Source organism: Variovorax sp. GW822-FHT04A09 (assembly GCF_058801005.1).
The window spans coordinates 390,411-412,465 of the sequence record NZ_JBXAMV010000002.1; the positions used below are offsets into that span (position 1 = coordinate 390,411).

General features: G+C 70.0%; 10 protein-coding genes. 5 read left to right on the forward strand and 5 right to left on the reverse strand.

Annotated features, from left to right (window positions below; all coding sequences use genetic code 11):
- Positions 1–29: 29 nt before the first annotated feature.
- The 3 genes from AC1RLW_RS12935 to ppc form a co-directional block, all read right to left on the reverse strand.
- Positions 30–8,240: a glycoside hydrolase family 94 protein gene (locus AC1RLW_RS12935; RefSeq protein WP_493193330.1), complete on the reverse strand. Its 8,211-nt coding sequence runs from the start codon at positions 8,238–8,240 to the stop codon at positions 30–32.
- The gene (locus tag AC1RLW_RS12940) at positions 8,237–8,455 is read right to left on the reverse strand and encodes a hypothetical protein (protein WP_492697209.1); all 219 of its coding nucleotides are present in this window, start codon (positions 8,453–8,455) and stop codon (positions 8,237–8,239) included. The genes AC1RLW_RS12935 and AC1RLW_RS12940 overlap by 4 nt, the downstream gene beginning before the upstream one ends.
- Positions 8,456–8,621: 166 nt before the next feature.
- The gene (ppc, locus tag AC1RLW_RS12945; RefSeq protein ID WP_307586635.1) at positions 8,622–11,468 is read right to left on the reverse strand and encodes a phosphoenolpyruvate carboxylase; all 2,847 of its coding nucleotides are present in this window, start codon (positions 11,466–11,468) and stop codon (positions 8,622–8,624) included.
- A gap of 106 nt (positions 11,469–11,574) precedes the next feature.
- Between ppc and hemC the strand changes: the two genes are divergently transcribed.
- The 4 genes from hemC to AC1RLW_RS12965 are packed head-to-tail and all read left to right on the forward strand — an operon-like array spanning position 11,575 to position 15,655.
- Positions 11,575–12,480, forward strand: a complete 906-nt coding sequence (gene hemC / locus AC1RLW_RS12950; RefSeq protein WP_493193332.1) for a hydroxymethylbilane synthase — start codon at positions 11,575–11,577, stop codon at positions 12,478–12,480.
- Positions 12,481–12,499: 19 nt separating this feature from the next.
- Positions 12,500–13,270 (forward strand): uroporphyrinogen-III synthase, encoded by a 771-nt coding sequence (locus AC1RLW_RS12955; protein ID WP_493193333.1) that lies wholly within the window; start codon positions 12,500–12,502, stop codon positions 13,268–13,270.
- Entirely contained in the window at positions 13,267–14,361 is a 1,095-nt protein-coding gene (locus AC1RLW_RS12960) for a uroporphyrinogen-III C-methyltransferase (protein WP_062482753.1), read from the forward strand. The genes AC1RLW_RS12955 and AC1RLW_RS12960 overlap by 4 nt, the downstream gene beginning before the upstream one ends.
- Before the next feature lie 7 nt (positions 14,362–14,368).
- The gene (locus AC1RLW_RS12965) at positions 14,369–15,655 is read left to right on the forward strand and encodes a heme biosynthesis protein HemY (protein WP_159275620.1); all 1,287 of its coding nucleotides are present in this window, start codon (positions 14,369–14,371) and stop codon (positions 15,653–15,655) included.
- Between the two features lie 22 nt (positions 15,656–15,677).
- Here the strand turns inward: AC1RLW_RS12965 and AC1RLW_RS12970 are convergent, their stop codons facing one another.
- Positions 15,678–17,246 carry an MFS transporter gene (locus AC1RLW_RS12970; RefSeq protein ID WP_493193335.1) on the reverse strand — a complete coding sequence of 523 codons (1,569 nt, stop codon included), beginning with the start codon at positions 17,244–17,246 and terminating at the stop codon, positions 15,678–15,680.
- A 111-nt stretch (positions 17,247–17,357) separates the two neighbouring features.
- On the opposite strand from AC1RLW_RS12970, the gene AC1RLW_RS12975 reads away from it, so the two are divergent.
- Positions 17,358–18,239 carry a LysR family transcriptional regulator gene (locus AC1RLW_RS12975; RefSeq protein ID WP_492732019.1) on the forward strand — a complete coding sequence of 294 codons (882 nt, stop codon included), beginning with the start codon at positions 17,358–17,360 and terminating at the stop codon, positions 18,237–18,239.
- A 61-nt stretch (positions 18,240–18,300) separates the two neighbouring features.
- Here the strand turns inward: AC1RLW_RS12975 and AC1RLW_RS12980 are convergent, their stop codons facing one another.
- Complete coding sequence (locus AC1RLW_RS12980) at positions 18,301–21,531, reverse strand: Rne/Rng family ribonuclease (RefSeq protein WP_493193336.1); 3,231 nt, start codon at positions 21,529–21,531, stop codon at positions 18,301–18,303.
- Positions 21,532–22,055: the final 524 nt, after the last annotated feature.

Here is a 22,055-nt window from a genome sequence, read left to right on the forward strand (position 1 = left end):
GCGGGGTGAAAGCGGGTCCGGACCATAACCTACGCCGTCATCTGCCCCTTGCCTGCCGCTTGAGCGACCCGCAGCACCGCCTCCGCCGGCAGCGCCTGCCAGTCGATCCATTCGCCCACCGCCACATGGTGCGTGGGCGCGGCGGCGCCTTCGACGGTGCCCCATTGCAGCGTCAGCCGGTGCGTGCCGAGCCGCAGCGCGAGCTCGAAGCCTGGCCAGTGCGCGGGCACATGCGGCGTCATCGACAACTGCCTGCCCTTCACGTTCAGGCCCAGCAAGGTCTCGACGGCCGCGCGGTGCAGCCATGCGGCCGAGCCGGTGTACCAGCTCCAGCCGCCCCGGCCCACATACGGCGCGGCGCCATAGACATCGCCCGCCATCACATAGGGCTCCAGCTCGTAGACCGGACCGCGCGCGGGGTGCTTTGCGCGGTGGGCCGGGCTCAAGCCCTCGAAGCTCTGCCACGCCGCTTCATGGTCGCCCTGCAGCGCCTGCGCCATCAGCGCCCACACGGCACCGTGCGAGTACTGGCCGCCGTTCTCGCGCACGCCCGGCGGGTAGGCCTGGATGTAGCCCGGGTTGTGGGTCGACTGGGAAAACGGCGGCGCCAGCAGCCGCAGCAGGCCGGCCGGTTCGTCGTGCAGGTGCTTGCCGATGGCGGCCATGGCCGGGCCGGTGTGGGCCGCGTCCGAGGCGCCCGAGAGCACCGACCAGGCCTGTGCGATCAGGTCGATGCGGCATTCGCCGTTGATCGACGAGCCCAGCGGCGCGCCGTTGTCGAAGAAGGCGCGGCGGAACCAGGCACCGTCCCAGCCGGCGTCGTGCAGCGCGGCGATCCAGCCCGTGCGCGCCGCGGTCCAGCGCGCGGCGCGTTCGTGTTCGCCGCGCGCCTGCGCGAGGGGCGCGAAGCGCTCGACCACGCTGCACAGGAACCACGCGAGCCACACCGATTCGCCACGGCCTTCGTGGCCGACGCGGTTCATGCCGTCGTTCCAGTCGCCGGTGCCCATCAGCGGCAGGCCGTGCACGCCGGTCTTCAGGCTGCGGTCGATGGCGCGCGCGCCATGGTCGAACACGGTGGCCATGCGGCCGCTGTTCTGCGGCGCGTAGTAGGCGTCTTCGGCGCCCTCGGGAATGCCGGGGCCTTCGATGAAGCCGACCATTTCGTCGAGCAGCGAGGCATCGCCCGTCACCTCGACGTAGTGCGCCGACGCATACGGCAGCCACAGCAGGTCGTCCGAGAAATGCGTGCGCACGCCGGCGCCGCCGGGCATGTGCCACCAGTGCTGCACGTCGCCTTCGGGGAACTGGCGCGCCGCGTTCACGAGGATCTGCGCGCGCAGGCGCGGCGGGTCGGTGAGCGCGAAGGCCATCGCGTCCTGCAGCTGGTCGCGAAAGCCGAAGGCGCCGCCGGCCTGGTAGAAGCCGGCCTTCGACCAGAGCCGGCAGGCCAGCGTCTGGTACACGAGCCAGCGGTTGACCAGCGCATCGAACAGCGGATCGGGCGTGCGCACCTGCAGGCGACCCAGCAGCTCGTCCCAGAAGCCGCGCACCTGCGCCAGCGCCTCGGGCACGTCGCGCTGCCGCCAGCGGCGCGCAAGCTCGAGCGCCGCATCGGCGTTGCCCGCGTGGCCCAGCACGAAGCTGAAGCTCGCGGTCTCCCCCGATGCGACGACGAATTCACCGCCGAGGGCCGCGCAGGCATCAAGCCCGCTGCCCGCACGCCGCGCCAGCGTGTCGGGCACTTCGACGATGCCGCGGCCGGCGAAGAACTCGCTGCGGTCGCAGGTCCATTGCGTGGCCCCGGTCGTCGCGCCTTGCAGGCCGGCGAGCAGCAGGAAAGCCGCGCTGCCGCCGAAGCCCGCGCTCGATTCGCGCTGCTGGCCGAACACGGCCGGCTGGTCTTCGGGTTTCCAGCAATGCACGGTGCGCCGTTCGCCGCGCGCGGCGCCCAGTTGCCACTCGACCATCGCGAGCGCGCGCAGGCGGCGCTGGCCGGCGCCTTCGTTGCGCACGCGCACATGCACCAGCTTGACGGCCTCGTCGCGGTCCGCGAAGAAGGTGGTTTCGAGCACGAGGCTGCCCTGGCGGCACTCGAAGACGGTGTAGCCCTGGCCGTGCCGCACGCGGTGGCGGGTGGTGCCGTCGCCACCGCCGGCAGGTGTCAGCGGCAGCATCTCGCGCGTCGCCACGTCCTGCAGCAGGTAGTGCTCGAAGGCCGGGTCCTGCACCGGGTCGTTCGACCAGGGCGTGACCTGGTGCATGCGGCTGTTGCCGGCCCAGGTGTAGCCGGTGCCCCATTCGGACACCTGGAAGCCGAAGGTGGCGTTGGCGATCACGTTGATCCACGGGCGCGGCGTGCGGTGGTCGGGGCCGACCTCGAAGCGGAACTCGCCGCTCTCGGCGTCGAAGTCGCCGGTGGGGGCCGTGTGGGCCGGCGAGGTTGCCTGCCGGCTCAACAGCGGCGTGCGGTGTTGAATCGGTGCGCTGCTGTCGTCCGCAATCGTCGGGCTGCGTGCCTCGTGCAACGCCGCCACCTGCACTTCGAGCGCACGGCCGTCGGCCGTGAACACCACGCGCGCCAGGCTGGAGAGCGCGGCCTTTTCCGACGGCACCACGTCCTGGTCGCGCAAGAGGTAGAAGCCGGCGGTGTCGTTGCGCGGAAAGCTGTTCTGCGTCTGCTGTGCGACGCGCGTGCGCAGCATCTCGATCTCGCGCTGCAGCGGCATGAGGTACGAGTTGGGTTCGCTGTTGAGCACCACCAAGTCGCAGGCCACGCCGCCGAAGCCCCACCACGGCTGCGCGCGCAGCAGCGTGTTGATCAGGCCCATGCCGTTCATCGAGTGGATGTAGACGAGCACGATGGGCTTGTCGCCCGAGATGCCGAAGCGCCAGATCTGGCGCAGGTCGATCAGCCCGCGGTCGCTCATCACGCGCGGCGTGGTGTAGGTGAGGATGGTCGTCAGGTCCTGCAGCGCCAGGTTCTGCGCGGGCGCGATGCTCAGGTCGCGCAGCCGCACCTGCGCCAGCGTGGCCGCCATGCGGGTGGCGCGCTCCACGTGCATGGGCTGCAGGTAGCGGTCGATGCAGGGCATCAGCGCCTCGATGCTTTCGTCGGCGGCGGTGGCGAAGCTCAGGCGCGCGGTGGTGCCCGGCGCGATCGACAGGCGCACGCGCAGGCAGGCGATGGGGTCCAGGCCGTTCACCTGCTTGCCCTGGGCCGTGACCGGTTGCGGGTCGAGCGCGGGGTCGGCCAGCGTGCGGTTGCGGCCGATGAAGGCGCGCCGGTCGGTCATGCAGTCGATCGACAGCACGTTGGCATCGACCGAGGCCACGAAGTGCACCGCGGCCACCACCGCATCGCCATGCAGGCGCGGCTTGCGCGACAGCAGCAGCGCGCGCCATGCCGGTTCCCAGCGCGATTCGACGAACAGATTGGCAAAGGCCGGATGCGCCTCGTCGGCCTTGGGGTTCGACAGCACCGGCTCGAAGTACGAAATGAGTTCGAGCGTGCGCGTTTCGTCGCCCGAGTTGTGCAGCGTGATGTTGCGCAGCTCGGTGTCGTCCTCGGGGCTGATGAGCACCGTGGTGCGCACCTGCAGGCCGGGGCCGGTCGCATCGAACTGCACCTGGTCGGCCAGGAAGCGGGTGCGGTAGTGCCAGTCGGCACCGGGCGCGGGCAGGGCGGTGAGCGAGGTGAGCTCGGCTTTCCCTTCGTCGCGTACATAGAAGAAGGTGCCGTAGCTGTCGCGCAGCGGATCGTCGCGCCAGCGCGTCACGTTGAACGCGCGCCAGCGGCTCACGCCCGCGCCGTTGGCCCGCAGCGCCACCGTGTAGCGGCCGTTCGACAGCAGGTGCGTGGGCTGGAAGCCCGGCCCCGTCGGATCGACCACGCGCGGCTGGAACAGCGGCGCCAGCTCGGCCTGGCTGGGCTCGGGCGGCGTGCGCGGGTCGGCGCTGCCGATGATCTGGCGCGGCGTGCGCTCGTGCAGCAGCGACTCGTGCGCCTGCACCAGCGCGGCGCTGCCGAACCAGCGGCGCGGCGCGTCGTCGCGCAGCACGTTGCACAGCGCCACCAGCGACATGCCCTGGTGGTGCGCCATGAAGTTGCGCACGACGGTGAAGTCCTGGCCCTCGGCCTGGCGCGAGGTGGTGAAGTCGATCGCGTCGTGAAAACCGAACTCGCCACGCGCGCCGAGCGATTCGAGCAGCTCGAGGTTGCGCACCGCCGCTTCGGGCGCGAACGGCGCGGCCATCAGGCTGGCGTAGGGCGCCACCACGCGGTCGGTCGGCGGCGTGCGCCGCAGCGCCAGGCGCGGCACGCCGAAGGGCGAGTACTGGTAGGCGAGCGAATGGTCTTGCGCGAAGTAGGCCGACTCGGACACGCCCCACGGCATGTTCTGCGCGCGGCCGAAGGCCTGCTGCTCGGCGATGGCCGCGGCGTTGGCCACCTGCAGCAGGCCGTCGGTGGGCTCGGTCATCACGAGCGCCGGCATCAGGTACTCGAACATCGAGCCCGACCATGATTTCAGGCAGGGCTGGAAGCCCACCAGAAGGAACGGCCGGCCCAGCGCCATCCAGTGGCGGCGCGGCACGTCGCCCTTGGCAATCGCCAGGAAGCTCAACAGGCGCGACTCGGAGGCCAGCAGGTCGTAGTAGCTGGCGTCGAGCACGTTCTCTTCGACGCGCAGGCCGATGTGGAAGAGGTGGCGCTTGGCGTCGTAGAGGCCGCTGAAGTCCATGCCGTCGTGCAGCGCGTCGCAGCGTCGGGCCAGTGCTTCCAGTGCGGAGGCTTCGTGGGGCTGGCAGCTTGCTTCCGATGCGAAGGCGCGGCAAGCCTGCGCCAGGGCCACGAGGTGGCCCGCGAAGTTGCCGCTGTCCACGCTGGACACATAGTCCGGCGGCAGCGGCTTGAGCGTCTGCGTGTCGTACCAGTTGAACAGGTGGCCGTTGTGCTTGTGCATGCGGTCGACGGTGTCGAGCGTGGCCGTGAGGCGCGCCAGCAGGGCTTGTGTGTCGATCCAGCCGAACTCGCGCGCGCAACAGGTGGCCAGCAGGTACATGCCGATGTTGGTCGGCGAGGTGCGGTGCGCGAGGGTCGGCTGCGGTTCGAGCTGCAGGTTGTCGGGCGGCAGGTGGTGGTCGTCCGGGCCGACCACGTGCTCGAAGAAGCGCCAGGTGTCGTGCGCCAGCGTCTCGAGGTAGCTGCGTTGCGCGGGCGCGAGCGGGTCTTCGGCCTGCGCGTCGACACGGCTGCCCCACCAGGCCGCAATGGGCGCCAGCGACCACAGCACGAAGAGCAGGGGGCCGAGCACCGGCCAGGCGCTCCAGTTGGCGAGCACGGCCAGCACCAGGCACACCGCGCTACTCGGGGCCGCGCTGCGCACGAAGGGCTTCAGGCGCTGGCTCGATTGCGCCTGCGCCTGGTCGGCCGTCGTCCACTGCAGCAGGTGCCTGCGGCTCACGACCAGCCGCCAGGTGGCGAGGAAGGCCGCGTCGAGCAGCAGGCGCGTTTGCGCCGCCAGCTGCACGAACTGCCAGGCCGCGCCAGCCAGGGCGCGCAGCAGCTCGACCGCGCCCGCGTCGAAGAAGTGGCGCAGCTCGATGGCGCGCCGTGTCGGCACCAGGCCGGCCAGCGCGCCCAGCAGCGGGCCCAGCGTGAGCGCCGCACCGACGGCGGCCAGCGCCCAGCCCAGCGGCATGGCCTGCGTGAAGATCACCAGCACCAGCAGCGCGAAAGACGCCGGCACCACCAGCGACCGGCGCAGGTTGTCGCTCATCTTCCACAGGCCCAGCGCGTCGATGCCGAAACGGCGCGCGCGCCACATCAGCGGCAGCAGCTGCCAGTCGCCGCGCACCCAGCGGTGCACGCGCGAAGCGGCCACGCCGGCATGGTGCGGATGGTCTTCGACCAGCACCACGTCGCTGACCATCGCGCAGCGCGCGACGCTGCCTTCGAGCAGGTCGTGGCTCAGCACGGCGCTGTCGGGCAGGCGGTCGTTCAGCGTGGCGTGCACCGCGCGCACGTTGAGCAAACCTTTGCCGGTGAAGGAGCCGCTGCCGAACACGTCCTGGTAGATGTCGGAGGCGCCGCTGCCGTAGGGGTCGAGCCCGCACTGCCCGGCGAACACCCAGTGGAAGAAGGAGCGCTCGCTGCGCATCGGGAACGGCGTGACGATGCGCGGCTGCAGGATGCCGAAGCCCGCGACCACGCGGCGGCTTGGCATGTCGATCTCGGGCGCGTTCAGCGGATGCGCGGCAATGGACACGAGGTCGCGCAGCGCGCCGGGCGGCAGGCCGGTGTCGCTGTCGAGCGTCAGCACATAGGGCGTGCGGCCGGGCGCGAGCTGCTGGCCGGGCGCGAGCGGAAGAAAGCCGCTGGCGTCGCCGCTGGCCAGCAGGCGCATCAGCATTTCGAGCTTGCCGCGCTTGCGCTCCCAGCCCATCCAGCGCTGCTCCGTCTCGCTCCAGCTGCGCGGACGGTGCAGCAGCAGGAAGCGCGGCGCGGCGCCTTCGGTCGGTGGGTACTTGGCGTTGAGCGCGGCGATGCGTTGCTGGGCGTCATCGAGCAAGGGCGCGTCGTCGGGCATCGCCGCTTGCGAAGCGTCGGCCCAGTCGGTCAGCAGCGCGAACTGCGCGTGGGGCTCGCGGTTGGCGAGCCAGTGCAGTTCGAGCCGGTGCGCGAGCCTGGCGTTGTTCGCGGTCGAACCCAGCATCGTGGGCATGACGACGAGCGCGCGGTGCCGCTCGGGAATGCCGCTCGCGAAATCGAGGCGTGGCAGGGCCTGCACGCGCACCGACTCCGCCATGATGCGTTGCGCCAGCGCAATCAACGCTTCGGACAGCGGCCACACGAGCAGCAGCAACGCCGCGACGGCGGTCCAGTCGCCGCGATGCGGCAGGCCGTGCAGCACGGCGGCCAGCAGCAGCGCGGTGCCGAGGGCGACGGACCCCACGTACACAGGCAGGCGCCAGCCGCGATGGCTGCGCGCGGGGCGTGTGTTCGCGGTGCGTGCGGCTTGGCCCGGCGTGGCGTTCGCCTGCAGCGACGCAATCAGCGCGGGCCGGCCCTGGCCGAAGAGGTAATAGCCCGCAGTGCCGTCGGCGCGGTCGGTCTCCGCACCGGCTTCGCCGGCCGGCGCGCCCGATGCCAGCGTGACCACGGCCTGCGCCACTTCGCGCTCGGGCCGTTCGGTGTGGCGCGCCACCTGCTCCATCGCATGCGTGATCTGCTGGCGCGTGAGTTCGCTCTCGTTCGCAAAGCTCGGAAGTTCGCGCAGCACGCGCAGCGAGCGGCTCACGGGCTCGATGAGGTCGCTCCATTCGACCTGGCCGATCATGCGCAAGGTCGTGATGATGTTGCCGACCGTGAGGTTGGCCGCGGCCTGCGCGTTCTGCGCGTCGCCGATCAGCGCCGGGCCGTTGGGGCAGTGCTGTTCGGTCCAGCGCACCAGCGCGGGCATGTCGTCGCCGTGCTCGACGGGCAGGCGCTGCCACAGCTGCGTGAGGTAGCTGTCCTGCAGGCCGTGGCTCTGCAGTGCGCGGTAGAGCACGTCGAGGTCTTGCACCGAGAGATGCGGCGCTGCGTCCCAGGCCGCATGCGCGATCTCGCGCGCGACCTTGTTCTCGGCAATGCGCTCGGCCACGCGGCGCAGGTTTTCGAGCAGCACCACGCGCAGGGTGGTGGGCAGCGCCCACAGTTCGCCGAGCATGAGCTCGTCGATGTCCTGGTAGGCGTTGAGGAAGGCCGTGAACAGCGTCTTGTTGAGCACGCTGTCGGTGTGCGCCACATAGGCCCATGCAATGCCGTACACGCGCGGCAGCCCCGCCAGCGGCGGCGTGACGAGCTTGGGCAGGCGCGCGTAGTAGCTGCGCGGCACGCCGTCATGGATCTGCTGGAGCTGCGCCTCGACGAGGTGGAAGTTGTCGAGCAGCCATTCGGCTGCCGGCGACACATAGCGCCCGCTCAGCGAGATCAGCGCGATGTAGTCGAAGGCGGCGCGCAGCGACTCGAGGTTTTCGTCGACCCGCGGAAAGAAGGGCGCGCCTTCGCGCGCGCGGTGGTGTTCGTCTTCCACCACCTGGGCACGAGCCAGGCTGTGGCCGTGCTGTTCGAAACGTTGGGCGCCGAAGAGTTCGGCGCGGATCGGGAGGGCTACCGGGTCGTGCGGACCGAGCAGAAGGGTCCGGGCGTAGTGACTGAGCCCTTGGAGGCGGTCGACGACGGCAGCGGCGCTCAAGTGACCGCGAACAGGCCGATGCCCAACACCACGGCCACGCAGGCCATCGTGACAATGCGGCCCGCAGCGAGCGCGCGCACACGTTGCATGTGGCTTCGCAGCGAGAACCATCGCCCGTGGGCACGCGCACAGTGGTGCATGTGTGAAGCCAGGGCCTCGAAGTCGCTGCCGACGAAATCGACATGCGAATGGGAAAGGGACTGCGGGATGGACATTGCAACGGGCTCCTGTGAAACGACTTCGAGCTGCCGCGCGATTGCGAGAACTGTGAACGTGTCCCGACCGTACCCTTTTAAATGACCTTACAGGTACCTCATTGCCGACAGCGCACGTAGGAAAGGGCGCACAAGGCGCCCTTTGTCCATGGAGGCCGTGTGCAGGTCAGCCCGTGTTGCGCAGCCCCGCCGCCACCCCGTTGATCGAGATGTGGATGCCGCGCTGGAGCCGCTCGCCGCCGTCGCCCGCGCGGTAGCGCCGCATCAGCTCGACCTGCAGGTGGTGCAGCGGGTCGATGTAGGGGAAGCGGTGGCGCACCGAGCGCTGCATTTCTGCATTGCCTTCGAGCCGCTGCTTGGCGCCCGTGATGAGCGTGAGCGCGTCCGAGGTGCGTTGCCATTCGGCCTCGATCATCGAGAACACCTTCTGGCGCAGCTTGCGGTCGGTGACCAGCTCGGCATAGCGCGAGGCCAGTGCGAGGTCGCTCTTGGCCAGCACCATGTCCATGTTCGACAGCAGCGTGCGAAAGAACGGCCACTGCACGTACATGCGCTGCAGCAGCGCCTGGCGCTCCTTCTTGCCCGCGGCGGTGCCGGCGGCGGCCAGGAACTGCTCCACGCCCGAGCCGAAGCCGAACCAGCCCGGCAGCGTGAGGCGGCACTGGCCCCAGCTGAAGCTCCACGGCACGGCGCGCAGGTCGTCGATCTTGTGGCTCGGGTTGCGCGAGGCGGGGCGCGAGCCGATGTTGAGTTCGGCGATCTCGCGGATCGGCGTGGAGCCGAAGAAGTAGTCGCCGAAGCCCGGGGTCTCGTACACCAGCTTGCGGTACGCGGCCATGCTCGCGGTCGAGAGTTCGCCCGCGGCCGAGAGGAAGTTCGCCGGCGCCGACTTGCCCTGCGGAAGCAGCGTGGCTTCGAGCGTGGCGGCCACCAGCGTCTCGAGGTTGCGCCGGCCGATCTCGCGGTTGGCGTACTTCGAGCCGATGACTTCGCCCTGCTCGGTGAGGCGGATCTGGCCGCGCACCGTGCCCGGCGGCTGCGCCAGGATGGCCTGGTAGCTCGGGCCGCCGCCGCGTCCCACCGTGCCGCCGCGGCCGTGGAACATGCGCAGGCGGATGGGGTTCTTTTTCTTCTTGTTCAGCTCGTCGAACAGCGACACCAGCGCGATGCCCGCGCGGTACAGCTCCCAGTTGCTGGTGAAGATGCCGCCGTCCTTGTTGCTGTCGGAGTAGCCCAGCATGACGTCCTGCTCGGCACCCGAGCGCTCGATGAGCGCCTGGATGTTCGGCAGCGCGTAGAAGGCGCGCACGATGGGCGCGGCGTTGCGCAGGTCTTCGATGGTCTCGAACAGCGGCACCACGATCAGGTCGCAGGTCGCGTTGCTGTCCATCGCCCCGCGCAGCAGGCCCACTTCCTTCTGCAGCAGCAGCGCTTCGAGCAGGTCGCTCACCGTTTCGGTGTGGCTGATGATGTAGTGGCGGATGGCCGCCGCGCCGTAGCGCGCACGCGCGGTGCGGGCGGCGGCGAAGATGGCCAGCTCGCTTCGGGCGAGCGGCGAGTAGTCGGCGTCGGGCACGCGCAGCGGACGCGCGTCGTCGAGCAGCTTGAGCAGCAGCGTCTGCTTGGCCTCTTCGGCCAGCGACGCATACGAGGGCTCGATGCGCGCGGTGGCCAGCAGCTCGGCGATCACGGCCTCGTGCTTGTCGGAACTCTGGCGCAGGTCGACGGTGGCCAGGTGGAAGCCGAACACTTCCACCGCGCGGATCAGCGGGCGCAGGCGCGGCGCCGCGAGCACGGTGCCGTGCTTCTCGACCAGCGACTCTTCGATGGTGCGCAGCTCGGCCAGGAACTCCTCGGCATTCGCATACGGGTTCTGCGGCGCGACCGCATGGCGCGCGGCCTCGCCGCCGCTGAGTTCGCGCAGCGTGGCCGCCAGGCGCGCGTACACGCCGGTGAGGGCGCGGCGGTAGGGCTCGTCCTTGCGGTGCTCATTGGTGTCGGGCGAGCGCTCGGCCAGTGCCTGCATCTCGACCGACACATCGACCAGCGTGGCCGACAGCGACAGCTCGCCGCCCAGGTAGTGCACCTCGGTGAGGTAGTGGCGCAGCGCGAGCTCCGACTGGCGGCTCAGTGCGTACTCGAGCGTTTCGGCCGTGACGTTGGGGTTGCCGTCGCGGTCGCCACCGATCCACTGGCCCATGCGCAGGAAGGGCGCGACCGAGGGCGTCTGCCCGCCTTGCACCAGCGCCTTCTCGAGGTCGGCGTACACGCGCGGGATCTCGCGCAGGAAGGTGGCCTCGTAGTAGCTCAGCGCGTTCTCGATCTCGTCGGCCACGGTGAGCTTGGAGAAGCGCAGGATGCGCGTCTGCCAGATCTGCGTGACGCGGATGCGCACCTGGGTTTCGTTGTCGGCCAGCTCGATGGGGGAGAGCGCGTCTTTTCCGCCCGCATAGGCGTTCTGGCGCAGCTTGATCTCGTCGCGCGTGGTCAGCAGCAGGGCGATGGCGCGCTCGGCGTCGAGGATGCTCTTGCGCTGCACTTCGGTCGGGTGCGCCGTGAGCACGGGCGATACGTAGCTGTGGGCCAGCGAGGCGACGATCTCGTCGGGCTTGATGCCGGCCTTGCGGATGCGGGCCAGGGCGGTCTGCAGGTCGCCGTCGGCCTGCACGCCTTCGCGTTCGGCCTCGGTGCGGCGGCGGATCTGGTGGCGGTCTTCGGCCAGGTTGGCCAGGTGGCTGAAGTAGGTGAAGGCGCGGATCACGCGCACCGTTTCGGCGGCGCTCAGGCCCTTGAGCAGGTTCTTCAGCGCGCGGTCGGCGGCATGGTCGGCGTCGCGTCGGAACGACACCGACAGGGTGCGGATCTTCTCGACCAGCGCGTAGGTTTCGTCGCCCTCCTGCTCCCGGATCACGTCGCCGAGGATTCGGCCCAACAGCCGGATGTCGTCGATCAATGGCTGGTCTTCGGTCTGGCGGCGCTTGGCGGGAGATGCAGGAGTCTTGCTGGCTTTCATTCGATGTTGTTCCTGGGGACTTGAATGGACGCGCCGCCTCCGTTGCTGCGGCGCAACATGCTAGCATTCCAGAGGTCAGAAACCATGTACTTTTTTGGGAGCGATCTTGAGCAACATCGTGATCGCCACGCGCGAAAGCCGGCTGGCCCTGTGGCAGGCCGAACACGTGCAAACGCTTTTGCAAGAACGAGGCCACAGCGTCAGCCTGCTGGGCATGACGACCCGTGGTGACCAGATCCTGGACCGCACGCTGAGCAAGGTCGGCGGCAAGGGCCTCTTCGTCAAGGAACTCGAAGCCGCGCTCGAAGACGGGCGCGCCGACATCGCCGTGCATTCGCTCAAGGATGTGCCGATGGAGCTGCCCGAGGGCTTCACGCTGGCCTGCGTGCTGGAGCGCGAAGACCCGCGCGACGCGCTGGTGTCGCCGCGCTACGCCTCGCTCGACGCACTGCCGCAGGGCGCGGTGGTCGGCACCTCCAGCCTGCGCCGCGTGGTGCTGCTGCGCGCGCAGCGGCCCGACCTGCGCATCGAACCGCTGCGCGGCAACCTCGACACCCGCCTGCGCAAGCTCGACGAAGGCCACTACGACGCCATCGTGCTGGCGGCGGCCGGGCTCAAGCGACTGGGCCTCGAAGACCGCATCCGCGTCGCTTTCGACCCCGACACCATGCTGCCCGCCGCGGGGCAGGGCGCCCTCGGCATCGAGGTGCGCGCCGACCGCCAGGACCTCATCGACCTGCTGGCACCGCTGGCGCACCGCGGCGACTGGCTCTCGACCACCGCCGAGCGCGCCGTGAGCCGCGCGATGGGCGGCAGCTGCTCCATGCCGCTCGCGGCCCATGCGCGCCGCCAGCCCGACGGCACGCTGCGCATCGATGCCGCCTGGGGCGATCCGGAAGGCGATGCGCCGCTGGTGCGTGTGCACGCGCTGGCCGAGGCCGGCGACTTCGCGGGGGCCGATGCCCTCGGCCAGCGCGCCGCCGGGCTGCTGCGCGACGCCGGTGCCCACTGATCACGGTGGGCGTCGAGCGATGCGCGCGGGGCCTGTCATCGTCACGCGGCCCGCGCACGAAGCGGCGGCGTGGGTTCGTGATTTCCAGTCGGCCGGGCTCGAGGCCGTGGCGCTGCCGCTGATCGCCATTGCGCCTGCACTCGATGTGGAGCCGCTGCGCGCCGCCTGGGCGCGGCTCGCGGACTACGCGGCGCTGATGTTCGTGAGCGCCACCGCCGTCGACCACTTCTTCCAGCACCGGGGCAGCTCGGCCCTCGCCGGTTGCCGCTTCTGGGCCACCGGCCCCGGCACCGAGCGCGCACTGCTGCGCGCCGGCGTGCCGCCCGCCGCCATCGACGCCCCGCCACCCGGCGCCACGCGCTTCGACTCCGAGGCGCTGTGGGCGCTGGCCCACGGGCAGGTGTCGCCGGGCGTGCGCGTGCTCATCGTGCGCGGCGGCGACGAAGCCGGCCAGCCGGCCGGCCGCCAATGGCTGGCCCGCGAGATCGACGCCGCCGGCGGTGTGCGCGACACCGTCGTGGCCTACCGGCGTTTGGCGCCCGCGCTCGACGAGGCGCAACGCCGCATCGCGACCGAAGCCGCCGCCGGACACGGCATCTGGCTCTTCAGCAGCTCGGAAGCCATCGGCAACCTGCAGCGCGCCATGCCGGGCACTTCGTGGCAGGCCGCGCGTGCCATCGCCACCCATGCACGCATCGGCGAAGCCGCGCAGGCTGCGGGTTTCGGGGCGTTGCGTGTCTGCACACCCCTGCGGGAAGCGCTGATCGCGTCGATAGAATCCTTCGCATGAGCGCCGCGTCCCCGTCCGACGACCTTTCTCCCCCTTCCGCCGCCCCGGTGCAGGTGCCCGCCACGGTGGCGCCGCACCAGACGCCCGCCGCCCAGGCGGCCGCGGCCACCCTGCTGGCGCGCATCGGCATGGGCCTCGTGGCCCTCGTGGCGCTGATCGCGCTGCTGTCGACCATCGCGCTGTGGCAGAAGGTCGGCGGCATGAAGGAACAGCTCGCGCGCCAGAGCGCCGAGGCCACCGCCCAGTCGATGGAAGCGCGCACGCTGGCCCGCCAGGCCAGCGACACGGTGCGCGACGCCGCCGCCCGCGTGGCCCTCATCGAGACCCGCGTGGCCGAAGTCGCGTTGCAGCGCTCGCAGCTCGAAGAACTCATTCAAAGCCTCTCGCGTTCGCGCGACGAGAACCTGGTGATCGACATCGAATCCGCCGTGCGCCTCGCGCTGCAGCAGGCGCAGGTCACCGGCAGCCTCGAGCCGCTGCTCGCCGCGCTCAAGGCCGGCGACCTGCGCATCGCACGCGCCGCGCAACCGCGGCTCGCGCCCGTGCAGCGCGCCATGCAGCGCGATGCCGACCGCCTGCGCAGCAGCGCCAGCACCGACAGCGCCGAAGCCCTGCAAAAGCTCGACGAACTGGTGCGCAGCGTGGACGACCTGCCCACGCTGAACGCGGTGGCCGTGCGCGGCAACGGCGTCAACGCCTGGCGGCCCGAACCCATTCCGGCCGATGCGCCCTGGTGGCAGCGCGTGCTGCTGACCATCCGCGGCGAAGCCCGTTCGCTGGTGCGCGTGGGCCGCATCGAGAGCCCCGAGGCCGTGCTGCTGGCGCCCGAGCAGTCGTACTTCCTGCGCGAGAACCTCAAGCTCAAGCTGCTCAACGCGCGGCTGTCGCTGCTGTCGCGCCAGATGGACGCCGCGCGCGGCGAACTGGGCCAGGTCACCACATCGCTCAACCGCTATTTCGATCCGGCCTCGCGCCGCACGCAGGCCGCGGCCACGCAACTGCAGCAGTTGCAGCAGCTCGTGCGCAGCACGGAGCCGGTGCGCATCGACGACACGCTGGCCGCGCTGACCACCGCGGCCGCAGGGCGCTGATCCGTTCATGCGCGCTGCAATCTGGCTCCTCGCGCTGTTCGCCGTCGCTGCGGCGGTGGCGCTGTTCGCCGGCAACAACCAGGGCACGATCACCGTGTTCTGGCCGCCGTGGCGGGTCGATCTCTCGCTGAACCTCGTGCTCGTGATCCTGCTGCTGACCTTCGTGCTGCTGCACGTCGCGTTGCGCGCGCTCGCGGCGCTGTTCTCGCTGCCCACGCAGGCGCGCCACTGGCGGCTGCAGCAGAAGGAACGCATGCTGCACTCCGCCTTGCTCGATGCGATGGTGCAGCTGATCGCCGGCCGCTTCTCGCGCGCCCGCAAGGCCGCGCAAGCTGCGCTCACGCAGGAAAAAACACTGGCCGCGCTCGGCGCCGAGCTGCCGCAGGCGCAGCAGGTGCGTGTGCTGTCGCACCTGCTGGCCGCCGAAAGCGCGCAGGCCCTGCAGGACAAGGCCGCGCGCGACGCGCATCTGCAGCAGGCCCTCAACGAAAGCGCCGACCGCACCGTGCTCGCGAGCCCTGAAACCCGCGAAGGCGTGCAGCTGCGCGCCGCGCGCTGGGCGCTCGACGACCGCGACCCCACGGCCGCGCTCGCACGGCTCGAAGAACTGCCGCAGGGCGCGCAACGTCGCACGCTGGCGCTGCGGCTGCGCCTCAAGGCCGCGCGGCAGGACCGTCGCACGGTCGAGGCGCTCGACACCGCGCGCCTGCTGGCCAAGCACCGCGCCTTCTCCGACGCGGCGGCGCAAAGCATCGTGCGCGGCCTCGCGACCGAGCTGCTGACGGGCGCGCACGATCCGGCGCAGCTGCTGCGCGCATGGTCCGAACTCGATTCGGCCGAGCGCCAGATGCCCGAGGTGGCCATCCACGCGGCCCAGCGCATGGTCGCGCTGCGCGGTGACCTGGCGCTGGCACGCGGCTGGCTGCTGCCGGCCTGGGAGCGCATGGTGGCGAACCCGCGCGGCCTTGGCGACGGGCTGCGCGTGAAGCTCACGCGCGCGCTCGAGGCGGGGCTCGACTCGGTCGACGCCGACTGGCTCGCGCGCATCGAAAGCGCGCAGCGCAACAACCCGCGCGACGCCAACCTGCAGTACCTCGCCGGCATGGCCTGCATGAAACGCCAGCTGTGGGGCAAGGCCCAGCAGCTGCTCACGCAGGCCGGGCTCGGTTTGCAAGACCCCGACCTCTACCGGCGCGCCTGGCTCGCGCTGGCCCAGCTGGCCGAGGCGCGCGAAGACCACGCGCAGGCTGCCGACGCGTGGAAGCGCGCGGCGCAGGTCGACAGCACGCCCTGAGCGTTGCCTCAGTCCGCCGGCTTCAAGAGCACGCGGATTCCTTGGCGGTCGCCAGGCCCGTCGTTCGCACCGACGGCTTGCCGTTGCCGAAGATCAGCAGGCTGAAGCCGGCCAGCACCCACACCCCGATCCCGCCGTAGAGCATCACCCAGCCGAAGCTGTGCACCAGCGCCGCATGCACGGCGGCGCCCGACGGGTCGGCCTGCGCCAGCGCCGGGAAATGCTCGGGCAGCGAGGCGAAGCTGCCTGCCGCGACCTTCTCGGCCAGCGCGCGCAGCTGCTCTGCATCGAGCGATGCCGACAGGGCGCTCTTCAGATGCGAGTGAATTCCTTCGAGCAGCAGGAACCCCATCAGCGCGATGTTCACGGCCAGCGTGATCAGCCGCGCGCTCATGTCCATGCCCGAGGCCATGCCCGCGCGCGCGCTCGACACCGAGCCGGTGGTGGTGTTGGTCACGGGCGTGTTCGTCAGCCCCAGCCCGATGCCGGCCAGCAGGCAGCCGGGCAGCAGCGTGAGCCAGCTCGCATTCGCCACGCCGCTGCCCCAACGCATCGCGACGAAGCCCAGGCCGATCACGAACAGCCCCGCCGGAATGACCACGCCGGGCCGGTAGCGCATCGACAGCCGCTCGGCCAGCGGCGGCAGCACGAGCGTGGGCAGCGTGTAGGCCAGCAGCGCCGAGCCGGCCGTGACGGCGTCGTAGCCCAGGCCGCTCTGGAAGTAGATCGGCAGGTAGATCATGAACGGCCAGAAGCTGAAGTTCATGCCGATGGAGCCGACGATCGAGCCCGAGAAGTTGCGGATGCGGAACACCGAGAAGTCGAACATCGGGTGCGGGTTGATCTTCTCGACCCACACGAAGACCGCGAAGCAGGCCAGCGTCGCCACGAGGATGCTGATGGCCACGGGGCTCGCGAACCCAAGGCCCGGCCCCTGCGTGATGAAGTACGTGAGGCCGAACACCGCGAGCGACAGCGTGACGATGCCCGGCAGGTCGAGCCGCTTCGCATCGGGGTCGCTGGACTCTTCCACGCTGCCCATCACGAGTGCCAGCGCCACCACGGCCAGCGGCACATGGACCAGGAACACCCATTGCCAGCTCGACAGCGCGACGATCGCGCCGCCGACGATCGGCCCGAAGCCCAGGCCCATGCCGAACACCACGCCCCAGATGGCGAAGGCCTTGCTGCGCTCCTTGCCTTCCTGGAACTGGTGCGAGAGCACCGCGAGCTGGCAGATCAGCATCGCGCCGCCGGCCAGGCCCTGCAGGAAGCGGCTGACGATCAGCACCGGCGCGTTGCCCGCGATGCCGCACGCCAGCGAGGTGGCGCCGAACAGCACCACGCCGACGATCAGCACGCGCTTGCGGCCGTAGCGGTCGGCCAGCGTGCCGGCGGCCATCAGCACCGTGGTGCAGGCGATGGTGTAGGCGTTCATGATCCACTGCATGTCGCTGAAGTCGCCATGCAGTGATTTTTCGAGCGTGGGAAGAATGACCGGCACGCTGGAGATTTCCAGGCCGAACATCAAGGCAATGAGGCAGACCGCGGACAGGGCGATCCGGTTCTTGCCGGCAGGGGAGAGAGACATCGCACGGTTTCCAAAAAGGCAGAGCGGCCGATTCTGGTGAAACCCTCTTCATGATGGAAATGATTTGATTTCCTAGAATTCATTAGGAAACATCATTGATCAAAACTCCCCATGGACTTCGACCCCACGCTGTTGCGCGCCTTCGTGGCCGTCAAGGAAACCGGCGGCTTCACGCGCGCCGCCGAGCGCCTGCACCTGACCCAGTCGGCCATCAGCCACCAGATCCGCAAGCTCGAAGAGCAGGTGGGCCGGCCGCTGCTGCACCGCACGACGCGCCGCCTCGCGGTGACCGAGGACGGTGAAGACTTCCTGCGCTACGCGACGCAGATCCTGGACACGCTCGACGCGATGACGCGGCGCTTCCAGCCCTCGCCGATCTCGGGCGTGGTGCGTTTCGGCGTGCCGGACAACTTCATGGGCGATCGCCTGCCGCCGCTGCTCTCGCAGTTCGCGCGCGGGTTCCCGGCGGTGCGCATGGAGGTCTGCGTGAGCATGCACACCGACTTGCGCGCGGCCATCCGCGCCGGCGAGCTCGACCTCGCGGTCGTGATGTCGCCGCCCGACGTGGTGGAGGGCACCTGCCTGCGGCGCACGCAACTGGTGTGGGCCGCGGCCGAGGCCTTCGAGGCGCCGAAGGGCGCGTCGCTGCCGCTGGCCTTCTTTCCGAAGCCGTGCGTCAACCGGCAGGTGGCCGGGTCGGCGCTCGACCTCACGTCGTCGCTCGACTGGCACGTGGTCTTCACCTCGGCCAGCCCGCAGGGCATTCGCGCGGCGGTGCTGGCGGGGCTGGCGGTGACGGTGCTCACGCGCGAGGAGGTGGAGCCGGGCATGAAGATCGTCGACGGCCGCTACGGCCTACCGCCGCTGCCGAGCGTGAACTTCTCGCTGATCTGGAGCGAGAACGGCAAGACGCCGTGCGCCTGCCGCTTCGGGCAACTGATCCTGGAGATGCCGGACCTGCCCGGCGTCGAGGCACTGCCGCAGCAGGCCTGAACTCCGAAGCAAAAAAAACGGCGCCACGAAGGCGCCGTTTTCATTTGCGAGGGAGCAGGGCTCAGAGCGAGCGCTGCTGTTCCTGCGGCTGCTGTTGCTGCTGTTCGAACGGCAGCGACATCGAACCGAGGTCGCGGCGGGTTTCGACCAGCACCAGCGGACCTTCGTCGAGCACGATCACCGGCGGGCGTTCGCGCGGCACGTGCACCGGCTTCGGCTCGGCGGCGATCGCGGCGCGCGCCTGCGCGATGCGTTCGGCATCCGAGTTGACCCACTGCAGGCCCGAGCTTTCTGCGATCTGCGCGAGTTCGTTCAGCGGCAGTTCGAAGGCCTGCACCTTGGGCAGTGCGCGGCCGTTGCCGGCGGGCGCTGCGGCTGCGGGCTTGGCCGGGGCTTCGACCACGATGGGCGCAGCTGCGACAGGGGCCGGTGCGGGGGCCGCGGGGCGCTCGAAGCGCGGCTGCTCTTGCACCTGCGGTGCAGGTTCGCGCACTTCGACAGCGGTGGCCACCACAGCCACGGCAGCGGCTTCCGCCACCAGTGGCAGTTGCTGCTGCGGCTGGCGCTCGGCCTGGGCTTCGGCAGCCACGGCGCCTTCGGCGACCGGTGCGGCGTCTGCGCCGTTGGCTTCGTTGCCACCGTTGCCGGCGTCGTCACGCGGACCGCGTTCGCGGCGGTCACGGCCGTAGCGGTCGCGCGAACGGCCGCGGCGCTCTTCGCCTTCGCGGCGCGGGGCTTGCTGCTCGTTGCCTTCGTTGCTGCCTTGCTCGGCATCGCCAGCGGCAGCCGATTCGGCCACGCGTGCGTCGCCTTCGTTGGCGGCAGGCGCGTCGTTGCGGCGCTCGCGGCGGCCGTCGTTGCGCTCGCCGCGCGGGCCGCGCGACTCGTCGCCACGGCCGTTGCGGGGCTGGCGCTCGCCGTCGCCGGCGGTGGCTTCGTCGCGCGGCTGTTGCTGCTGCGCGTCGCCGTTGCGCTCACCGCGCTCGTTGCGTTCGCCGCCACGTTCACCACGCTCGCCACGTTCACGGCGCTCGCCGCGGGCGCGCGGTGCGCGTTCCGCTGCGGCATTGCCGTTCTCGTCGCCGCCGGGTGCCGGCTGCTGTTGTTGTTGCGCGTCGAGGTTCAGGTTGCCGTCGAGCAGGGCTTCGGCCGGTGCGTTGCGGCCTTCGCCACCTTCGCGGCGCTCGCCGCGACCGCCACGGCGTTGTTCGCCGTCGCGCGGTGCGCGTGCTTCACGGGGCTCGCGTTGCTCGCGTGCCGGGTTGGTGCTGTCGTTGCGCTGCTCGTTGTTGCGAGCCTCGCCGCGGCGTTCGCCGCCTTCACGGCGCTCGCCACCGCGTCCGCCACGGCGGTCGCCGTCGCGTCCACCCGAACGGCCGCCGCCTTCGCCACGGCCTTCGCCGCCGCGTCCGCCGCGGCGCTGTTCGCCGTCGGCGCCACGTGCACCGCGCGTTTCGCCGTCACGGCCCGGGCGACCGCCTTCGCGGCGGGGCTTCGGTGCTTCGACCGGAATGGCGCTGGGCGCCGGTGCCGGTGCGGGCGCCGGCGAGGCGCCGCCGAAGAAGCTCTTGATCCAGGCCATGAAGCCGGTCTGTGCCGGGGCCGGAGCGACCACCGCGGGCGGGGCCACCGGGGCGGGAGCGGGCGCAGCGCGCACCGCTTCGGGCTTGGGCGGCACCACCGGCGCGGGTGCGTCGGGCAGCACGCCCTTGATGACCGGCGTCTGCTTGTTGGTGGGTTCTTGCGAACGGCGCGTGACCGAGGTCGGGTCTTCGATCTCGTCGGCCATCTTGTAGCTGGCTTCGATGTGATCCAGGCGCGGGTCGTCGTGCTTCAGGCGCTCGAGCTTGTAGTTCGGCGTTTCGAGCGTCTTGTTGGGCACCATCAGCACGGTGACGCGCTGCTTGAGCTCGATCTTGGCGATTTCGGGGCGCTTTTCGTTCAGCAGGAACGAAGCGACTTCCACGGGCACCTGCACATGCACGGCGGCCGTGTTGTCCTTCATGGACTCTTCCTGAATGATGCGCAGGATCTGCAGCGCGCTCGATTCGGTGTCGCGGATGTGGCCCGAGCCGCCGCAACGGGGGCAGGGGATCGACGAACCTTCGCTCAGCGCCGGCTTCAGGCGCTGGCGGCTCATTTCCATCAGGCCGAACTTGCTGATCGAACCGAACTGCACGCGGGCGCGGTCCTGGCGCAGCGCGTCGCGCAGGCGGCTTTCGACTTCGCGGCGGTTCTTCGACTCGTCCATGTCGATGAAGTCGATGACGATCAGGCCGCCCAGGTCGCGCAGGCGCATCTGGCGGGCCACTTCGTCGGCGGCTTCGAGGTTGGTGCGGGTGGCGGTTTCTTCGATGTCGCCGCCCTTGATGGCGCGGGCCGAGTTCACGTCGACCGAGACCAGTGCTTCGGTGTGGTCGATCACGATGGCGCCGCCCGAGGGCAGCTGCACGGTGCGGGCGTAGGCCGATTCGATCTGGTGTTCGATCTGGAAGCGGCTGAACAGGGCCGCGTCGTCGCGGTAGCGCTTCACGCGGGCGGCATGCTCGGGCATGACGTGCGCCATGAACTGCTGCGCCTGGTCGTAGATGTCGTCGGTGTCGATCAGGATGTCGCCGATGTCGTGATTGAAGTAATCACGGATGGCGCGGATGACGAGCGACGATTCCTGGTAGATCAGGAAGGCGCCCTTGCCGCCCTTGGCTGCGCCGTCGATGGCGGTCCACAGCTTGAGCAGGTAGTTCAGGTCCCACTGGAGTTCGGGCGCCGAGCGGCCGATGCCGGCGGTGCGCGCGATGATGCTCATGCCCTTCGGGTACTCGAGCTGGTCCATCGCCTCCTTGAGCTCGGCGCGGTCGTCGCCCTCGATGCGGCGCGACACGCCACCGCCACGGGGGTTGTTGGGCATCAGCACGACATAGCGGCCGGCCAGCGAGATGAAGGTGGTGAGGGCGGCGCCCTTGTTGCCGCGTTCTTCCTTTTCGACCTGGACGGTGAGTTCCTGGCCTTCACGGATCACGTCCTGGATGCGGGCCTGGCTGGCCGACACGCCTTCGGCGAAGTACTGCTTGGAGATTTCCTTGAACGGCAGGAAGCCGTGGCGGTCTTCGCCGTAGTCGACGAAACAGGCTTCGAGCGACGGCTCGACGCGGGTCACGACCGCCTTGTAGATGTTGCCCTTGCGCTGTTCGCGCCCTTCGATTTCGATTTCGTAGTCGAGCAGTTTCTGCCCGTCGACGATGGCCAGGCGGCGTTCTTCGGCCTGCGTGGCATTGATCAGCATCCGCTTCATGATGCGTTGTCCTTATATGTATCGTTCTACCGGCTCATGACGAGCCAACGATGCACGGACGACGCCCGCGAAACCAGGGAATTGCCGCTTGGCCCCGGATGCTGTGACTGCCGCGCCAGGCGCGAGCAGGCCTCTCGAGCGTCAGCTCAAGAAGACAGCCGGGGTGGGGGCGCGTGGATGGGCGCGAGCCAGATTCGGTGTTGGGTGGCTGCCTTTTTGACAGCCGGTTGCGCAAGGGTGGCGCGCACTGCGGGCGATTCAATGCCTGAGGCGACTGGTCGAAACCAAGTCGACCAGCGCAGGCATATTTGAATCAGCAGCATCAACACAACAAGGGACTCGCTTCGATCCGCCTGCAGCTTGGAAGCTGCAGGCTGGGTATTCCGTATCGGTGTTTCGTGGGTGTCGGCTTGACTTGGGTGCCTGGCCTGCCACTTTGCGCGATTGCGCGGGGTTTGCGGGCTGGACGCCAAAGCGGCATCGACCTCACAGCATGGTCGTCAGTGCTCTAAACTTCTGTCTAA

Bases quoted from the DNA above. Each gene is read 5' to 3' on its own strand.
- AC1RLW_RS12940 (WP_492697209.1), bottom strand. From the start codon at position 8,455: ATGTCCATCCCGCAGTCCCTTTCCCATTCGCATGTCGATTTCGTCGGC.
- ppc (WP_307586635.1), bottom strand. From the start codon at position 11,468: ATGAAAGCCAGCAAGACTCCTGCATCTCCCGCCAAGCGCCGCCAGACC.
- AC1RLW_RS12955 (WP_493193333.1), top strand. From the start codon at position 12,500: ATGCGCGCGGGGCCTGTCATCGTCACGCGGCCCGCGCACGAAGCGGCG.
- AC1RLW_RS12960 (WP_062482753.1), top strand. From the start codon at position 13,267: ATGAGCGCCGCGTCCCCGTCCGACGACCTTTCTCCCCCTTCCGCCGCC.
- AC1RLW_RS12965 (WP_159275620.1), top strand. From the start codon at position 14,369: ATGCGCGCTGCAATCTGGCTCCTCGCGCTGTTCGCCGTCGCTGCGGCG.
- AC1RLW_RS12970 (WP_493193335.1), bottom strand. From the start codon at position 17,246: ATGTCTCTCTCCCCTGCCGGCAAGAACCGGATCGCCCTGTCCGCGGTC.
- AC1RLW_RS12975 (WP_492732019.1), top strand. From the start codon at position 17,358: ATGGACTTCGACCCCACGCTGTTGCGCGCCTTCGTGGCCGTCAAGGAA.
- AC1RLW_RS12980 (WP_493193336.1), bottom strand. From the start codon at position 21,531: ATGAAGCGGATGCTGATCAATGCCACGCAGGCCGAAGAACGCCGCCTG.